Origin of the sequence: Streptomyces sp. NPDC057743 (genome assembly GCF_042798755.1) — a bacterium.
In the GTDB taxonomy this organism is placed as follows: Bacteria; Actinomycetota; Actinomycetes; order Streptomycetales; family Streptomycetaceae; genus Streptomyces.
Window position 1 is genome coordinate 311,453 of the sequence record NZ_JBHVJX010000004.1, and the last position, 14,178, is coordinate 325,630.

The following is a 14,178-nucleotide window of genomic DNA, read 5'->3' on the forward strand; positions in this document are numbered from 1 at the left end:
GCCGTCGGGCGAGAAGGGGGACACCGGGCCCGCTGGCCCGATCACCGCGTGGATCGCCCGAAAGACCACCCCGGGAATGGCATAACCGCTCCAGGTTACCGTCCGGCCCCGACCTCCTGGTTGACATATCCCCATCAGGATCCCCCGACGCGGGAGCGGGCCCCCGGGCTGGGACGATGGTCACGTCCGGCTCGCTGGTCGAGCCACTTCAAATCCACCTAAAGTGATGCAATGCGCACCAAGGACCTCCTGGCCGCCCTCGCGACCGGCCTGTGGCGCTGGGACAACGCATCGGGCCGGGTGACCCTCGACGCCGAGGCGGCCCGGCTGCTGGGACTTCCCGCCGAACCGGTCGAACTGACCGAGGCCGCCGTGCGCTCCCGTTTCCACCCCGTCGACTTCGCCGAGATCAACGGCGTGGTCCAGCTCGCGGTCTCCGAGGGGACGGTCGCCGAGGCCCGGCTGCGCATCGTCGACGAGCGCGGGCGGGTGCAGCGCATCGTCCGCTCCCGCACCCGGCCGCGGGTCGTGGACGGCGACTTCGAGCTGGTCGGCACCCTTCAGGAGGTGCCCGAGCCGCAGCCCGGCACGGCGGCGGCCGTGACCCCGGTCACCGGCGACTGGCGCCGCTCGCGCGAGGCGTTCCTGCTGGACGCGGGCCGGGCGTTGGCCGAGGCGCGCTCCACGGCCGAGGTGCTGCGGGTCGCGGCCGGGCTGTCCATGCCGGGCTTCATGCCGGACGGTCTGGCGGTCTTCGACATCCAGGGCGACCGGCTCTCGGTGATCGGCCACCACGGCCACCGCCCCGGCGACGAACTGCCGTTCTCCGAGATGACGCTGGACACCGACTACCCGGCCGCCGAGGTGGTGCGGACCGGCCGGGCCATCTACCTCCCCACGCCGGAGGAGTACCAGCGCCGCTACCCCGCCACCTGGCCGCTGGCCGCCCCCTTCGCGCGCGCGTCCTGGGCGTTTCTGCCGCTGGTCAACGCCGGCCGGACGATCGGCGCCTGGATGGCGGGCTTCGCACAGCCGGTGGCCTTCACCCCGGACGAGCGCTCGGTGCTGACCACGGTCGCGCGGATGCTGGCCCAGGCGCTGGCCAGGGCCGGGATGCAGGAGTCCCAGCAGGAGCTGGCGGTGGGGCTGCAGCGGAGCATGATGCCGACGGTGCAGCCGGACATCCCGGGGATGGCGGTCGCCGCCCGTTATGTGCCGACCGGCGGCGGGCTGGAGGTCGGCGGCGACTGGTACGACATGATCCCGCTGCCGTCCGGGCGGATCGCGCTGGTCATCGGCGACGTCCAGGGCCATGACGTGCGGGCCGCGGGCCTGATGGGGCAGCTGCGGATCGCGCTGCGCGCCTACGCCTCCGAGGGTCACCACCCCGATGCGGTGCTCTCCCGCGCCTCCCGTTTCCTGGCCGGGATCAACGAGACCGAGTCCCGCGGGCACGGCGAGGACCAGCGCTTCGCGACCTGTCTGTACGTCGAGGTGGACCCGGCGACCGGCCTGCTGGACGTGGCGCGGGCCGGCCACCCCGACCCGGCGATCCGGATGGCCGACGGCGCGGTGATGGTCCGACCCACCGCCGGCGGGCTGCCGTTGGGCATCGACCCGGACACCGACTACCCCACCACCCGGATCGTGTTGGAGCCCGGCGAGACCATGCTGGTGTGCACCGACGGGCTGATCGAGACCGGCGGGCACGACCTGGAGACCGGCTGGGGGCGGCTGCGCGGGGTCTTCGAGGCGCACGGCGCCGCGGTGGACGGGGGCAGCGCGGAGAACCTGGAGTTGCTGGCCGACGCCCTGGTCCAGGCCGTGCACGGGCCCTCGTCGCACCACACCACCGGTCCGCTGGTGGACCGCCGCGAGGACGACATCGCCCTGCTGCTGCTCTCCCGCGAGGCCGCCAGTTGCGGGCTGGGCGCCGGCGACCGGCTCGCCCGACGGCCCGGGCGGCGCACGGTGTTCTCCGTCGCGCAGGCCGAGCCGGAGCGGATCGCCGCGGCGCGCCGCCAGATACGCGATGTGCTGCACGACTGGACCGACCCGGACCAGGTGGACTCCGCCGTCCTGTTGGTCTCCGAGATCGTCACCAATGTGCTGATGCACACCGACGGGGACGCGCTGCTGGTGGCGGAGGTCTCCGGCGAGCGCGGCTCCCGGCAGCTGCGGGTCGAAGTGGCCGACGCCAGCGACGAGTTGCCGCACCGCCGCAGACCCGGCGAGCTGGCGTCCTCGGGGCGCGGCCTGGTGCTGATGGAGCTGCTGGCCGGGGCGTGGGGCGTGGACCCGCGCGGCGACGGCAAGTCGACGTGGTTCGAGCTCTACGAGGACGCCGGGGCGGCGGGGGAGTCGCCCCCGGTGTCCTCGGGGCCGGAGGAGTCCCTGTCCGAGCCCGCCGCGTAATGCCTGCGCAGTTCGTGGAGGACGCCGGAGGCGGCCGCGGTCAGCGGGACGGAGAGCAGCATGCCGAGGATCCCGGCGACGCTCGCGCCCGCCGTGATCGCCAGCATCACGACGGCCGGGTGCATCTGCACGGTGCGGCTCTGGATCATCGGCTGGAGCACATGACCCTCCAGCACCTGGACGGCGACGACCACCGCGAGCGCCCAGAGCGCGATCACCACGCCGCGGTCCGCGAAGGCCACCAGGATCGCCACCGCACCGGAGATGAACGCGCCCAGGTAGGGGATGTAGGCCCCGACGAAGACCAGGGCGCCCAGTCCGAAGGCCCCCGGGACGTCCAGGATCACCAGGCCGACGGTGATGCAGAGGGCGTCGATCAGCGCGATGAAGGTGGTGCCGCGCATAAAGCCCTCGATGGACTGGAAGCCGCGGCGGGCCATCCGTTCCAGGCGCGGCGCCGAGTCACCGGGGGCCCAGTCGTGCAGGGCGCGGACCGCCTTGTCCGCGTCGCGCAGGAAGAAGAACGTCAGCAGCAGGGCCAGCACCGCGGCGGCGATGAACTGCCCCACGATGCTCACCCCGGCGAGGACCCCGGAGGCCGCGGTGCTGCCGAACTTGGTGACCAACGTCTTGGCGTGGCTGGCCAGATCGGTGAGCGAGTTGCCGGCCACCCCGAAGCGCCGGGAGAGGTCCGTGGCCGCGTCCTTGAGGGAGGCGATGATCTGGTCGCCGGTGTCGACCAGCGCGCTGACCACGACGTACCCGGCCCCGCCGACCACGACCACCAAGACGGCGCAGGTCAGTCCGGCCGCCAGTGAGCGGTTGAACCGCATCGCCACCAGCCGCCGGTACATCGGCCCGAGCAGCGCGCTACCGAGCAGGGCCAGCAGGACGGGCGTGACCGCGGCGCTCAACTCGACGCAGAGCCAGATGCCAAGGGCCACCACCGTGGCGACCAGCAGCCCGACCGCGCACCAGGCCGCGGCACGGCGCGCCTCGATCGGCAGCAGCGGCGCGGTATGCGGCGGCCGGCCGGGCTCGGCACCGCTTGGGTCGTGATCCGAGTCGTTTCGCACCGGCACAGTCCACCACGGCAGAGCGGCAGTTGAGGGGTATTGGACGGGCGCGGCCGCCGCACGCGACCCGCCCGCCGACCCCGTGTTTCACGTGAAACACGTGTGCGGGGGCGGCGTTTCACCACAACCGCCGCCCCCGCGGTCCCGCCATCGGCGGCCGCTCAGAGCGCGTCGGCGGGAATCGTGCCCAGGCGGCCGGCCTGGAAGTCGTCGAAGGCCTGGGCCAGTTCGGCGTGGGTGTTCATCACGAACGGGCCGTAATGCCTCATCGGCTCGCGGATCGGCAGCCCACCCAGCAGCACCACCTCGAAGTTGGGGCTGCGCGACTCCTGGCTCTCGTCGGCCCGGATCGTCAGCGCGTCCCCCGCTCCGAAGACGACGGTCTGGCCCATGTGGAACGGGCGGCCCTCGTCGCCCGCCGTGCCGCTCCCGGCCAGGGCGTAGGCGAGGCCGTTGAAGTCCGCGCGCCAGGGCAGCGTGACCTGGGCGCCCGGGTTCACGGTCAGGTGCATCATCGTGATCGGGGTGTGGGTGATGCCGGGCCCCTCGTGGCCGTCGAGGTCACCGGCGATCAGCCGCAGCAGCGCACCGCCGTCCGCCGAGGTGAGCAGCTTGACCTGGCCGCCGCCGATGTCCTGGTAGCGCGGCGCCATCATCTTGTCGCTCTTGGGGAGGTTCACCCAGAGCTGAAGGCCGTGGAAGAGGCCGCCGGACATGACCAGCGACTCCGGCGGCGCCTCGATGTGCAGCAGCCCGGAACCCGCCGTCATCCACTGGGTGTCGCCGTCGTGGATGACCCCGCCGCCCCCGTGCGAGTCGCGGTGCACGAAGGTCCCGTCGAGCAGGTACGTCACGGTCTCGAAGCCGCGGTGCGGGTGCCACGGGGTGCCCTTGGGCTCTCCCGGCGCGTACTCCACCTCGCCCATCTGATCCATCATGATGAACGGGTCGAGGTGCTTGTAGTCGATGCCGGCGAAGGCGCGGCGCACCGGGAAGCCCTCGCCCTCGAAACCGCTGGGGGCGGTGGTGACGGCCAGCACCGGACGGCTGCGCGCCCCGGCGGACGCGGCCACCTTCGGCAGGGCCAGCGGGTTCTCAACGGTCACAGCGGGCATGACGCCTCCTCGGTCGTTCGCGTTTCAATAAGTTAGTTGAAAGCTGAACAACTGACAAGGTGTGCGGCATTCCCTACCGCGCCCCACCCGCATCAGCGCAGGTCAGCGCAGGATTCTTAGTTCTTGAGGGAGAGGAAAGAAAGAAGGGGCGGTCGCGGACCGCCCCGGGGGAGGCGTCAGCCGTACATCCGGCGCATCGCGAAGTCGACCATCTGCTCCACGGCCTTGGCGTCGAAGACCATCCGGTGGTCGCCCTCCATGTCGAGGACGAATCCGTAGCCGGTGGGCAGCAGGTCGAGCACCTCGGCGCCGGTGATCACGAAGTACTTGGACTCCTTGCCGGCGTACCGGCGCAGTTCCTTGAGCGAGGTGAACATCGGGATGACCGGCTGCTGGGTGTTGTGCAGCGCCAGGAAACCGGGGTTGTCGCCGCGCGGGCAGTAGATCTTGGATGTCGAGAAGATGCCCTGGAAGTCCTCGGCCGACATCGAGCCGGTGGTGAAGGCGCGCACCGCGTCGGCGAGGGAGGGCGGCGACGGCTCGGGATACAGCGGCTGCTCGCCATAGCCCCCGGGGGCCGGTTGCTGCGGCGGGGGCGGCGCTCCGTACTGCTGCCCGGCACCCGCGTTCTGGTCGTAGCCGTACATGCGGCACAGCGTACTGAGTCGAGCAGGGCGCGGGGGACGCTCGTCACAGATCGGCCGTAGGGGGTTGCCCTTTATTACCGATGGGTAGCATCATCGTAGCTACTTGCTGGTATTGCGTATCGAGGTCCCTTCTTCGCGTCCAGGTCTTCCTCGGACAGAGGTCCTCCCGAACCCTTAACGGAGCCGTACCCATGGGGCACTACAAGTCGAATCTCCGCGACATCGAGTTCAACCTCTTCGAGGTGTTCGGCCGTGACAGCGTGTACGGCACCGGACCGTTCGCGGAGATGGACGTCGACACCGCCAAGAGCGTGCTGTCCGAGATCGCCCGGCTGTCGGAGAACGAGCTGGCCGATTCCTACGCCGACGCCGACCGGAACCCCCCGGTCTTCGACCCGGACACCAACACCGCACCGGTGCCGGACACCTTCAAGAAGAGCTACCAGGCGTACATGGACGCCGAGTGGTGGCGCCTGGGCATCCCGGAGGAGATCGGCGGCACCACCTCGCCGCGCTCGCTCCTGTGGGCCTTCGCCGAGACCATCCTGGGGTCGAACCCGGCCGTGTGGATGTACGCCTCCGGCCCGGCCTTCGCCGGCGTGCTCTTCGAGGAGGGCACCGAGCAGCAGAAGCACATCGCCAAGATCGCGGTGGACAAGGGCTGGGGCTCCACCATGGTGCTGACCGAGCCCGACGCCGGCTCGGACGTCGGCGCCGGCCGCACCAAGGCGGTCCAGCAGGAGGACGGCTCCTGGCATATCGAGGGCGTCAAGCGCTTCATCACGTCCGGCGAGCACGACATGGCGGACAACATCCTCCACTACGTCCTCGCCCGCCCCGAGGGCCACGGCCCGGGCACCAAGGGCCTGTCGCTCTTCCTCGTGCCGAAGTACGAGTTCGACTTCGAGACCGGCGAGTTGGGCGAGCGCAACGGCGTCTACGCCACCAACGTCGAGCACAAGATGGGCCTGAAGGCGTCCAACACCTGCGAGATGACCTTCGGCGACCGCCACCCGGCCAAGGGCTGGCTCATCGGCGAGAAGCACGACGGCATCCGCCAGATGTTCCGGATCATCGAGTTCGCGCGGATGATGGTCGGCACCAAGGCGATAGCCACCCTCTCCACCGGCTACCTCAACGCCCTGGAGTACGCCAAGGAGCGCGTGCAGGGCGCGGACCTGGCGGCGTTCACCGACAAGTCCGCCCCGCGCGTGACGATCACCCACCACCCCGACGTGCGCCGCTCGCTGATGACGCAGAAGGCGTACGCCGAGGGCATGCGCGCCCTGGTGCTCTACACCGCGACCGTCCAGGACGAGATCCTCATCAAGGAGGCCGCCGGCGAGGACGCCTCCGCCGAGCACGCGCTGAACGACCTGCTGCTGCCGATCGTCAAGGGCTACGGCTCGGAGAAGTCCTACGAGCAGCTGACGCAGTCGCTGCAGACCTTCGGTGGCTCCGGCTACCTCCAGGAGTACCCGATCGAGCAGTACATCCGGGACTCCAAGATCGACACCCTCTACGAGGGCACCACCGCCATCCAGGGCCAGGACTTCTTCTTCCGGAAGATCGTCCGCAACCAGGGCGCGGCGCTGACCGGTCTCGCGGAGACCATCAAGAAGTTCCTGGCCGACGCCGAGGGCGGCGCCGAACTGGAGGGCGCGCGCGGCGAACTGGCGAAGGCCGCCGAGGCCCTGGAGGCGATCGTCGGCACCATGCTGACCGACCTCGCCGCCACCGAGAAGGACGTCAAGTCCATCTACAAGGTCGGGCTGAACACCACCCGCCTCCTGATGGCCTCCGGTGACGTCGTCGTCGGCTACCTCCTCCTCAAGGGCGCCGCGGTGGCCACCGAGAAGCTGGCCGGCGCCTCGTCCAAGGACAAGGCGTTTTACGCGGGCAAGATCGCCGCCGCGAAGTTCTTCGCGCACGACGTCCTGCCGGGCGTCGCGGTCCAGCGCGCGCTGGCCGAGTCCGTCGACCAGTCCCTGATGGAGCTCGACGAGGCCGCGTTCTGAGGGTGCGTCGGGGCGTGACGGTCCGGGCCCGTTCCCGGACCGTCCTCCGGTTCTCACAAACCTCTCAGAATCAGCGCACACACTGACAACTGCCCGCCTCCTCCTCCCCCGGGGAGGCGGGCATCGCTGTGTCGGGACGGCCGGTGCGGACGAGCCCACCGGTGCACCTGTGACCGGTCGGGTCGGGATCCGGCCGGCGCCGACGGCGGTTCCGCTCCGGAATGCGAAAATCGTGGCCGGAAGGCAATGGAGTCGCGCCCTAGGACCACACGGAAGTGCGGAGTTGGCTCCTTATGCTGAATCCATGACCAACTCCGCCCGCTTCGACCGCGGCCACACCGACGACCTGATGTCCTTCCTCGCCGCCAGCCCCTCGCCGTACCACGCGGTGGCGAACGCGGCGGAGCGGCTGGAGAAGGCCGGCTTCCGTCAGGTGGCGGAGACCGACGCGTGGGACGGCCGGAGCGGCGGCGCCTACGTCCTGCGGGGCGGCGCGATCATCGCCTGGTACGTCCCCGAGGGCGCGACCGCCGCGACGCCGTACCGCATCGTCGGGGCGCACACCGACTCCCCCAACCTCCGCGTCAAGCCGATCCCGGACACCGGTGCCCACGGCTGGCGGCAGATCGCCGTCGAGATCTACGGCGGGACGCTGCTCAACACCTGGCTCGACCGCGACCTGGGGCTCAGCGGCCGGGTGACGTTGAGCGACGGCAGCCACCGGCTCGTCCACGTGGACCGCCCGCTGCTGCGCGTGCCGCAACTGGCCGTGCATCTGGACCGGTCGGTGAACGTCGAGGGCCTCAAGCTGGACAAGCAGCGCCATATGACGCCGATTTGGGGGCTGGGCGAGGTCGCGGAGGGCGATCTGATCGCGTTCGTCGCCGATGAACTCGGGGTTCCGGCCGGGGACATCAAGGGCTGGGACCTGATGGTGCACAGCGTGGAGGCGCCCGCCTACCTCGGCCGCGACCGTGAACTGGTCGCCGGGCCGCGGATGGACAACCTGCTGTCCGTGCACGCCGGTACGGCCGCGCTGATCGCCGCGGCCACCGCCGGCGACGAGCTGACCGCCATCCCGGTGCTGGCCGCCTTCGACCACGAGGAGAACGGCAGCCAGTCGGACACCGGCGCGGACGGCCCGCTGCTCGGCACGGTGCTGGAGCGTTCGGTCTTCGCCCGCGGCGGCACCTACGAGGACCGCGCGCGGGCCTTCGCCGGCACCATCTGCCTGTCGTCGGACACCGGGCACGCGGTCCACCCCAACTACGGTGACCGGCACGAGCCGGGGCACCACCCGCTGCCCAACGGCGGGCCGATCCTGAAGGTCAACGTCAACCAGCGGTACGCCACCGACGGCAGCGGGCGGGCGGTGTTCGCCGCGGCCTGCGAACGGGCCGGGGTGCCCTGGCAGACCTTCGTCTCGCACAACGCGATGCCGTGCGGCACCACGATCGGCCCGATCACCGCGGCCCGGCACGGCATCCACACCGTCGACATCGGCGTCGCGATCCTGTCCATGCACTCGGCCCGCGAACTGTGCGGTGCCCAGGACCCGTATCTGCTCGCGAACGCCCTCACGGCCTTCCTGGAGAGCTGAGTTGGAATTCTCACTGCTCGGCCCGATCTCCGTGCTGAGCGGCTCCGAGGAGCTGCCGCTCGGGCCCGCCAAACGGCGCAGTGTGCTGGCGCTGCTGCTTCTCCAGCCCAACACCACCGTCCCGCTTGAGCAGTTGATCGACTCTCTATGGGAGGACGAGCCGCCCGAACACGCCCGCACCGTCGTGCAGGGGCACGTCTCGCGGCTGCGCGCCACGCTCGCCGCGGGTGGCGCCGAGGCGTACGGCATCGAGTTGGCCACCCACGGCTCGGCCTATCTGCTGCGGCTGCCGGAGGAGTTGATCGACGCCCATCGGTTCGGTGAACTGGTCGCGCTGGCCCGCCCGGAGGCCGCGCCGTCCGACGCGGTGCCGCTGCTGCGAGAGGCGCTGGGGCTGTGGCGCGGGCCCGCGCTGACCGGCACGGTCACCAGCCCGCCCTTCGCGGCCGCCGCGCACGCCCTGGAGGAGCGCAGGCTCTCCGCCGTGGAGGCGCTGGCCCGGGCGCACGGGGCGCTCGGCGACCACGAACAGGCCGCGGCCGTCCTGTACTCGGCGGCCGTCAACCACCCCCTGCGGGAGGGGCTGATCGCCGCGCTGATGCGGGCGTTGTTCCGGACGGGACGGCAGTCCGATGCGCTGGAGTGGTACCACCGCACCCGGCGGTTGCTCAGCGAGGAGTTGGGGGTCGATCCGGGGGAGCGGTTGCGCACGGCGTACGAGGAGATCCTCCGGGCCGAGGCGGACGGGGGCCGGAAGGCCAGCGCACCGACGGCCACCCCGGTCGACCCGCGCACGTTTCACGTGAAACACGACGGCGACGCGCCAACTCCCGCCAGGGGGAACGCGACTGGGGCCGGCGGCGCCGGTCCGACAGCGGGTGCGGAGGCCGGCCGGCGGGCCGGTGCCGCCCCGCGGCTGCTGCCCAGGCCGCCCGCCCGCTTCCTGGGACGCGAGGGCCAACTGGGCGCGCTGTCCGAGGCATTGGCGGACCGCACGACCGGGGAGAGCCCGCTGGCGGTGGTCGTGGGCCCGGCCGGGGTCGGCAAGACCGCCTGCGCGGTGCAGTGGGCGCATCTGCATGCCGGCGCCTTCCCCGACGGCCAACTCTTCGCCGATCTCCGCGGGTTCGGGGAGGGCGACGAGGCCGCGCCGGCCGAGGTCCTGCGCGACTTCCTGCTGGCGCTCGGCACTCCGCCGGAGCGGGTTCCCGGCTCCGCGCAGGCCGCCTCGGCGCTGTTCCGCTCGCTGGTCGCCGAGCGCCGGCTGCTGGTCGTCCTGGACAACGCGCGGAGCTCGGCGCAGGTGCGCACGCTGCTGCCCGGCGGCCCGCACTGCGCCACGGTCGTCACCAGCCGCAGCCGGCTCGACGGGCTGGTCGCCACCGACTGCGCCCGACCGGTGGGCCTCCAGGCCATGGGGCACGAGGAGGGCGCGGCGCTGCTCGGCGCCATGCTCGGGCCGGATCGGGTCGCGGAGGATCCGGCCGCGGCCCGCGAACTGGTGGATCTGTGCGACGGGTTGCCGCTGGCGCTGCGGGCCGCGGCCGCCCAGTTGACCGCCCGGCCGCGCTGGCGGCTGGCCCGGCTGGCCTCGGCGCTGCGCGACGAACGGCGGCGGCTGGCGCTGCTGTCGGCGGAGGACACCGGCATCGCGGCGGCGCTGCGGATGTCCGTCGCCCGGCTGTCCGCGGACGACGCCCGGCTGCTGCGGGCGCTGGCGAACAGCCCCGACGGCCACCTCAACGCGTCGGCGGCCGCGGCGCTCGCCGGGTACGACCAGGAGCGGACCCAGGACGGGCTCGAACGGCTCGCGGAGATGCACCTGGTGGACGAGGAGGCCACCGACGTCTACACGATCAGTACCCTGACCCAGCTCTTCGCCCGGGAGGCGAACGGGGAGGGCGGACGGCGGCGGGAGAGGGACGACGGGCCGGAGCCCGGCGGGCCGGGTGGCCGTCCGGGCGGCGGGGTCGGCTGACCCCGGCCGCCACGGGGGACGGGCGTTAGGCAGGCGTTAGCCGCACGGCAGCGGCGCTGGGCAGTCTTGTGGACAGACCACAGGACCGACCAGGCCGGGCCGCACCGGCAGGGCCACACCGCGGGGCGCGCCACCGCCCCGCCGACCGGGGGAGACCGGACATGCCTCGCACCGACGCCACCACCGCCGCCCGCGCGCCCCGTGCCGCCCGCCGCCGTACGCTGCGGATCGCCGCGGCCGGGCTGACCGCGGTCGCCGCGCTCACCCTCACGGCCTGTGGCCAGGACAACCCGCTGAAGACCAGCGACGCCAAGCCGTTCGACCCGGCTCCGCAGGACTCCAAGGACCCGGCGGCCAACGGCACGCGGGGTGGGCAGGACGCCAACGCCTCGGTGGAGAGCGCCAACGGCGGCACGACGGGCAAGGGCGGCGACCACGGCGGGGACGGTGCGGCGGGCGCCGGGAAGCAGAAGGCGTCGGGCGGTGCCGCGCCGTCCGCCGCCGAGCCGGGCAGGGGCCCCGGCGGCCGGCGGACCAGCTGCGACGCCACGAAGATCCGCATCGTCGCGAGGCCGCTGACCCGCCCGATCAACCACCTGATGCTCCAGGCCACCAACACCTCCAACGCCGCCTGCGACCTCTACTCCGCGCCCGTCCTGCAGTTCGACGCGGACCAGGCGGCGGTGGCCGAACTGCCGGACAGCAAGCCGCAGTCGGTGGTCACGCTGGCGCCGGGCGAGTCCGGCTACGCCGCCGTGCTGCTGTCGGGTGCCGACGGTGCCGGGCACGGCCGCAAGGCGACCTCGCTCTCCGTCAGCCTCGCCCGCCGCGACGGCCAGGGGAGCTTCGGTGGTGCCGCGAAGGTGGCGCTGCCGGGCGGCTCGTCGTACCTCGACGACGGTGCGCGGGTGACGTACTGGCAGGCGGACCCGAACACGGCGGCCTCCTGGTGATCCCGGCCGCCGGCCGGCAGACCATCCGCCGCCCCTGAAGCAGGGCGCCCGCGACTCCCCCAGCGGGCGCCCTTTTCCTTCTCCTCGCTCCCCGGGCGGCCTCCTCGTCCGCCCGCGGCCGTCCCTTCAGGTGTCCCGTCATGTCCCATCCGACCCCGCGCGGTGTCCCGAAGTCGCTTGTCCCGCGCCATGTCTTGGCAGGTCAGGGCCTTGTGGGAGGCGAAGTGCGTCCCACGGTCGGGTGGTTGGCGGCCGACGGCCGGCATCCCCGCCCCACCATGGTCTCCGTCGCGGCGAACGGAACACCCGGGCCGCACGGCGACCGACGTTTCGAAGGGACACCGGCATGGACGGACACGGCACCACGCAACCGGGGAACGGCACAACCCCCGCGGCGGGCGCGGCCGGTGCGCCGCGTCGGCCGCTGCTGTGCCGGGTGGTTCCCACGGTCGTCGCGGCCGGTCTGACGGTCACCGGGATCGCCGGGGTCGCGCACGGCACCGAGGAGGGGACACCGCGGGCCGCGGCGGACACCTTCCCGACCTGGGGCACGCGTTGGGTGGTGCACACCGCCGCCGACACCGGGTCCCCCGCCGTCGGGATGCTCAACACCTCGGGGCCGGGCCGGGACCGGATCACCGTCGACTACCAGGTCGACACCGGCCACCGGGTCTGCGAGGGCGACGCCTGCTCGACGTACATGGCGCACCTCACCGGGCCGGTGAACGGCTTCGTCACCGTGGTCGCGGTGGCCATACCCCAGGACCGGCTGCCCGGCATACCGGTCCAAGGGGGCCCGCCGCCACAGCCCGGCCGCTCCCGTCAGGAGATGCTGGCGCGCGCCGCGACCTGGCTGACCGCCGCCCACGGCGCACAGGTCCCGTACAGCCAGTCCGAGGTCTGGCAGGACGGCTACCGACAGGACTGCTCCGGCTATGTGTCGATGGCCCTCGGGCTGCCGACGCCGGGCACCAACACCGTGGGGCTGGCCACCGACCGCGGCCTCACCCGACCCATTGCGCTGGGCGCGTTGCAGGGCGGCGACCTCCTCATCGACGCGACCGGCGACAGCGACCACCGGCACGTCGTCATCTTCGAGAAGTGGAACGACGCCGCGCACACCTCGTACACGGCCTTCGAGCAACGCGGCGGCCGGGGCACCGACCACCGGAGCCTGACCTACGGACTGCCGGGTGGTGACACCGAGTTCAAGCCCTACCGGCCGGTGGTCTTCGGCGACTGAAGGCGTCGAAGACCACCGGCCCATCCCTCGCATCCGGGCCGCGGCAACCGCGGTCAACGGCGCGCTGTTTCACGTGAAACGTCACTGAACGGTCCGCGTTCGTTCCGGATCGCGTAACGAGGGGCACTTCCGTCACAGGGGAGCGGAAGTGCCCCTCGCGCGCGCATGTCCGCTGTGCTGGAATGCCAGACGTGCCTGGCCACGAAAAACGCGTCACGAACATCCGCCGCAAGCCCCTGGCCCCGCTCCCCGCAGAACTCGCCGGTCCCATACGGGACTTCGTCGCCGCTCTCCGCCGCATGCACGGGGAACTCGGCTACAGCCTCCAGGAGTTGGCGAGCCGCCTGCCGGCCAGCAGATCGTCCCTCTCGCGCTACCTCCGCGGCCAGAGCCTGCCCGACGAGCGGCTGCTGGTGCAGTGGTGCAAGCTCTCGTTCACGGGCGAGGACCGGCTGCCCGGGCTGGTGGAGCTGCTGCACCGCGCCCAGGAGGCGGCGGACGAGGCGCCGGAGCCCGCCTCGGTGTCCGGCGCCGAGGACGCCCCGAGCGCCGACGACGCCCGGGGCGTTGCGGAGCCGGAGCGGGCGGATCCGGCGGAGGCGGCGCCCGGGCGGCGTCGGCTGCGGCTGGTGCTCGCCGGGCTCGGCACCGCCGCCGTGCTGGCCGGGGCCGCGTTCGCCGTGCTGGCGCTGACCGGCCCGGACACCGGCGGACAGGTGGACGCCGCCGGGGGCCCGGCCACCGGCTCCGCCCGGATCACCGTCAACAACGTCGAGCGGGCCTGCCAGCACAGCCGTACCGACTACTGCGCGCTCGGGCTGGCCCGCGATCCCTATGCGCCGTATCTGCGGCCCAACATCGTGGGCCATGTGTGGCACGGCGATGCGCTGCACGCGGTCTGCAAGATCGCCGACGGGCTCACCGTCACCGACGAGGCGGGCGGGCACAGCAGCATCTGGTTCCGGGTCGACCACGACGGCGGCCCGGCCTGGATGCCGGGCATCCGCGTCCGGCCGGAACAACTGGACAACGGGCTGCCGCGGTGCCGGAACTAGGGCCTGTCCGATGGGTCGGCCCCCGGCCGCGGGCGCCAGGGAAAGGCGGACCCGAGCCGCGCGGACCGCATCCCCGGC

10 protein-coding genes are annotated in these 14,178 nt (G+C 72.5%); 7 read left to right on the forward strand and 3 right to left on the reverse strand.

The features are described 5' to 3' along the window. Window positions 1–231: 231 nt before the first annotated feature. Complete coding sequence (locus ACFVFQ_RS06715) at window positions 232–2,415, forward strand: SpoIIE family protein phosphatase (RefSeq protein WP_383409778.1); 2,184 nt, start codon at window positions 232–234, stop codon at window positions 2,413–2,415. Here ACFVFQ_RS06715 and ACFVFQ_RS06720 read toward each other — a convergent pair. The 3 genes from ACFVFQ_RS06720 to ACFVFQ_RS06730 all read right to left on the reverse strand — a co-directional run bounded on the left by ACFVFQ_RS06720 (window position 2,334) and on the right by ACFVFQ_RS06730 (window position 5,253). Then, window positions 2,334–3,491, reverse strand: coding sequence for an AI-2E family transporter (locus tag ACFVFQ_RS06720; protein WP_383409781.1), 1,158 nt, complete (start codon window positions 3,489–3,491; stop codon window positions 2,334–2,336). The genes ACFVFQ_RS06715 and ACFVFQ_RS06720 overlap by 82 nt on opposite strands. 161 nt (window positions 3,492–3,652) lie before the next feature. Continuing rightward, window positions 3,653–4,606, reverse strand: a complete 954-nt coding sequence (locus ACFVFQ_RS06725) for a pirin family protein (protein ID WP_383409784.1) — start codon at window positions 4,604–4,606, stop codon at window positions 3,653–3,655. A 176-nt stretch (window positions 4,607–4,782) separates the two neighbouring features. Continuing rightward, window positions 4,783–5,253, reverse strand: coding sequence for an SseB family protein (locus ACFVFQ_RS06730; RefSeq protein WP_274914726.1), 471 nt, complete (start codon window positions 5,251–5,253; stop codon window positions 4,783–4,785). A 191-nt stretch (window positions 5,254–5,444) separates the two neighbouring features. Here ACFVFQ_RS06730 and ACFVFQ_RS06735 point away from each other — a divergent pair, with 191 nt between their 5' ends. From ACFVFQ_RS06735 to ACFVFQ_RS06760, 6 genes are all read left to right on the forward strand, one after another. Beyond that, window positions 5,445–7,271: an acyl-CoA dehydrogenase gene (locus tag ACFVFQ_RS06735; RefSeq protein ID WP_383409787.1), complete on the forward strand. Its 1,827-nt coding sequence runs from the start codon at window positions 5,445–5,447 to the stop codon at window positions 7,269–7,271. A 304-nt stretch (window positions 7,272–7,575) separates the two neighbouring features. Next, window positions 7,576–8,871, forward strand: a complete 1,296-nt coding sequence (locus ACFVFQ_RS06740) for a M18 family aminopeptidase (protein WP_383409790.1) — start codon at window positions 7,576–7,578, stop codon at window positions 8,869–8,871. A gap of 1 nt (window position 8,872) precedes the next feature. Continuing rightward, the gene (locus ACFVFQ_RS06745) at window positions 8,873–10,849 is read left to right on the forward strand and encodes a BTAD domain-containing putative transcriptional regulator (protein WP_383409793.1); all 1,977 of its coding nucleotides are present in this window, start codon (window positions 8,873–8,875) and stop codon (window positions 10,847–10,849) included. A gap of 161 nt (window positions 10,850–11,010) precedes the next feature. Further along, a complete protein-coding gene (locus tag ACFVFQ_RS06750) occupies window positions 11,011–11,802 on the forward strand; it encodes a DUF4232 domain-containing protein (protein ID WP_383409796.1) in 792 nt (263 codons plus the stop codon). 346 nt (window positions 11,803–12,148) lie between these two features. Then, the gene (locus ACFVFQ_RS06755) at window positions 12,149–13,045 is read left to right on the forward strand and encodes a hypothetical protein (RefSeq protein ID WP_383409800.1); all 897 of its coding nucleotides are present in this window, start codon (window positions 12,149–12,151) and stop codon (window positions 13,043–13,045) included. Between the two features lie 182 nt (window positions 13,046–13,227). Further along, window positions 13,228–14,100, forward strand: coding sequence for a helix-turn-helix domain-containing protein (locus ACFVFQ_RS06760; protein ID WP_383409806.1), 873 nt, complete (start codon window positions 13,228–13,230; stop codon window positions 14,098–14,100). Window positions 14,101–14,178 lie beyond the last annotated feature (78 nt).

What these genes read in the sequence shown, in the direction of transcription:
- ACFVFQ_RS06750 (WP_383409796.1), top strand. Translation starts at nt 11,011, where the DNA reads ATGCCTCGCACCGACGCCACCACCGCCGCCCGCGCGCCCCGTGCCGCC.
- ACFVFQ_RS06735 (WP_383409787.1), top strand. Translation starts at nt 5,445, where the DNA reads ATGGGGCACTACAAGTCGAATCTCCGCGACATCGAGTTCAACCTCTTC.
- ACFVFQ_RS06730 (WP_274914726.1), bottom strand. Translation starts at nt 5,253, where the DNA reads ATGTACGGCTACGACCAGAACGCGGGTGCCGGGCAGCAGTACGGAGCG.
- ACFVFQ_RS06715 (WP_383409778.1), top strand. Translation starts at nt 232, where the DNA reads ATGCGCACCAAGGACCTCCTGGCCGCCCTCGCGACCGGCCTGTGGCGC.
- ACFVFQ_RS06725 (WP_383409784.1), bottom strand. Translation starts at nt 4,606, where the DNA reads ATGCCCGCTGTGACCGTTGAGAACCCGCTGGCCCTGCCGAAGGTGGCC.
- ACFVFQ_RS06755 (WP_383409800.1), top strand. Translation starts at nt 12,149, where the DNA reads ATGGACGGACACGGCACCACGCAACCGGGGAACGGCACAACCCCCGCG.
- ACFVFQ_RS06760 (WP_383409806.1), top strand. Translation starts at nt 13,228, where the DNA reads ATGCCAGACGTGCCTGGCCACGAAAAACGCGTCACGAACATCCGCCGC.
- ACFVFQ_RS06740 (WP_383409790.1), top strand. Translation starts at nt 7,576, where the DNA reads ATGACCAACTCCGCCCGCTTCGACCGCGGCCACACCGACGACCTGATG.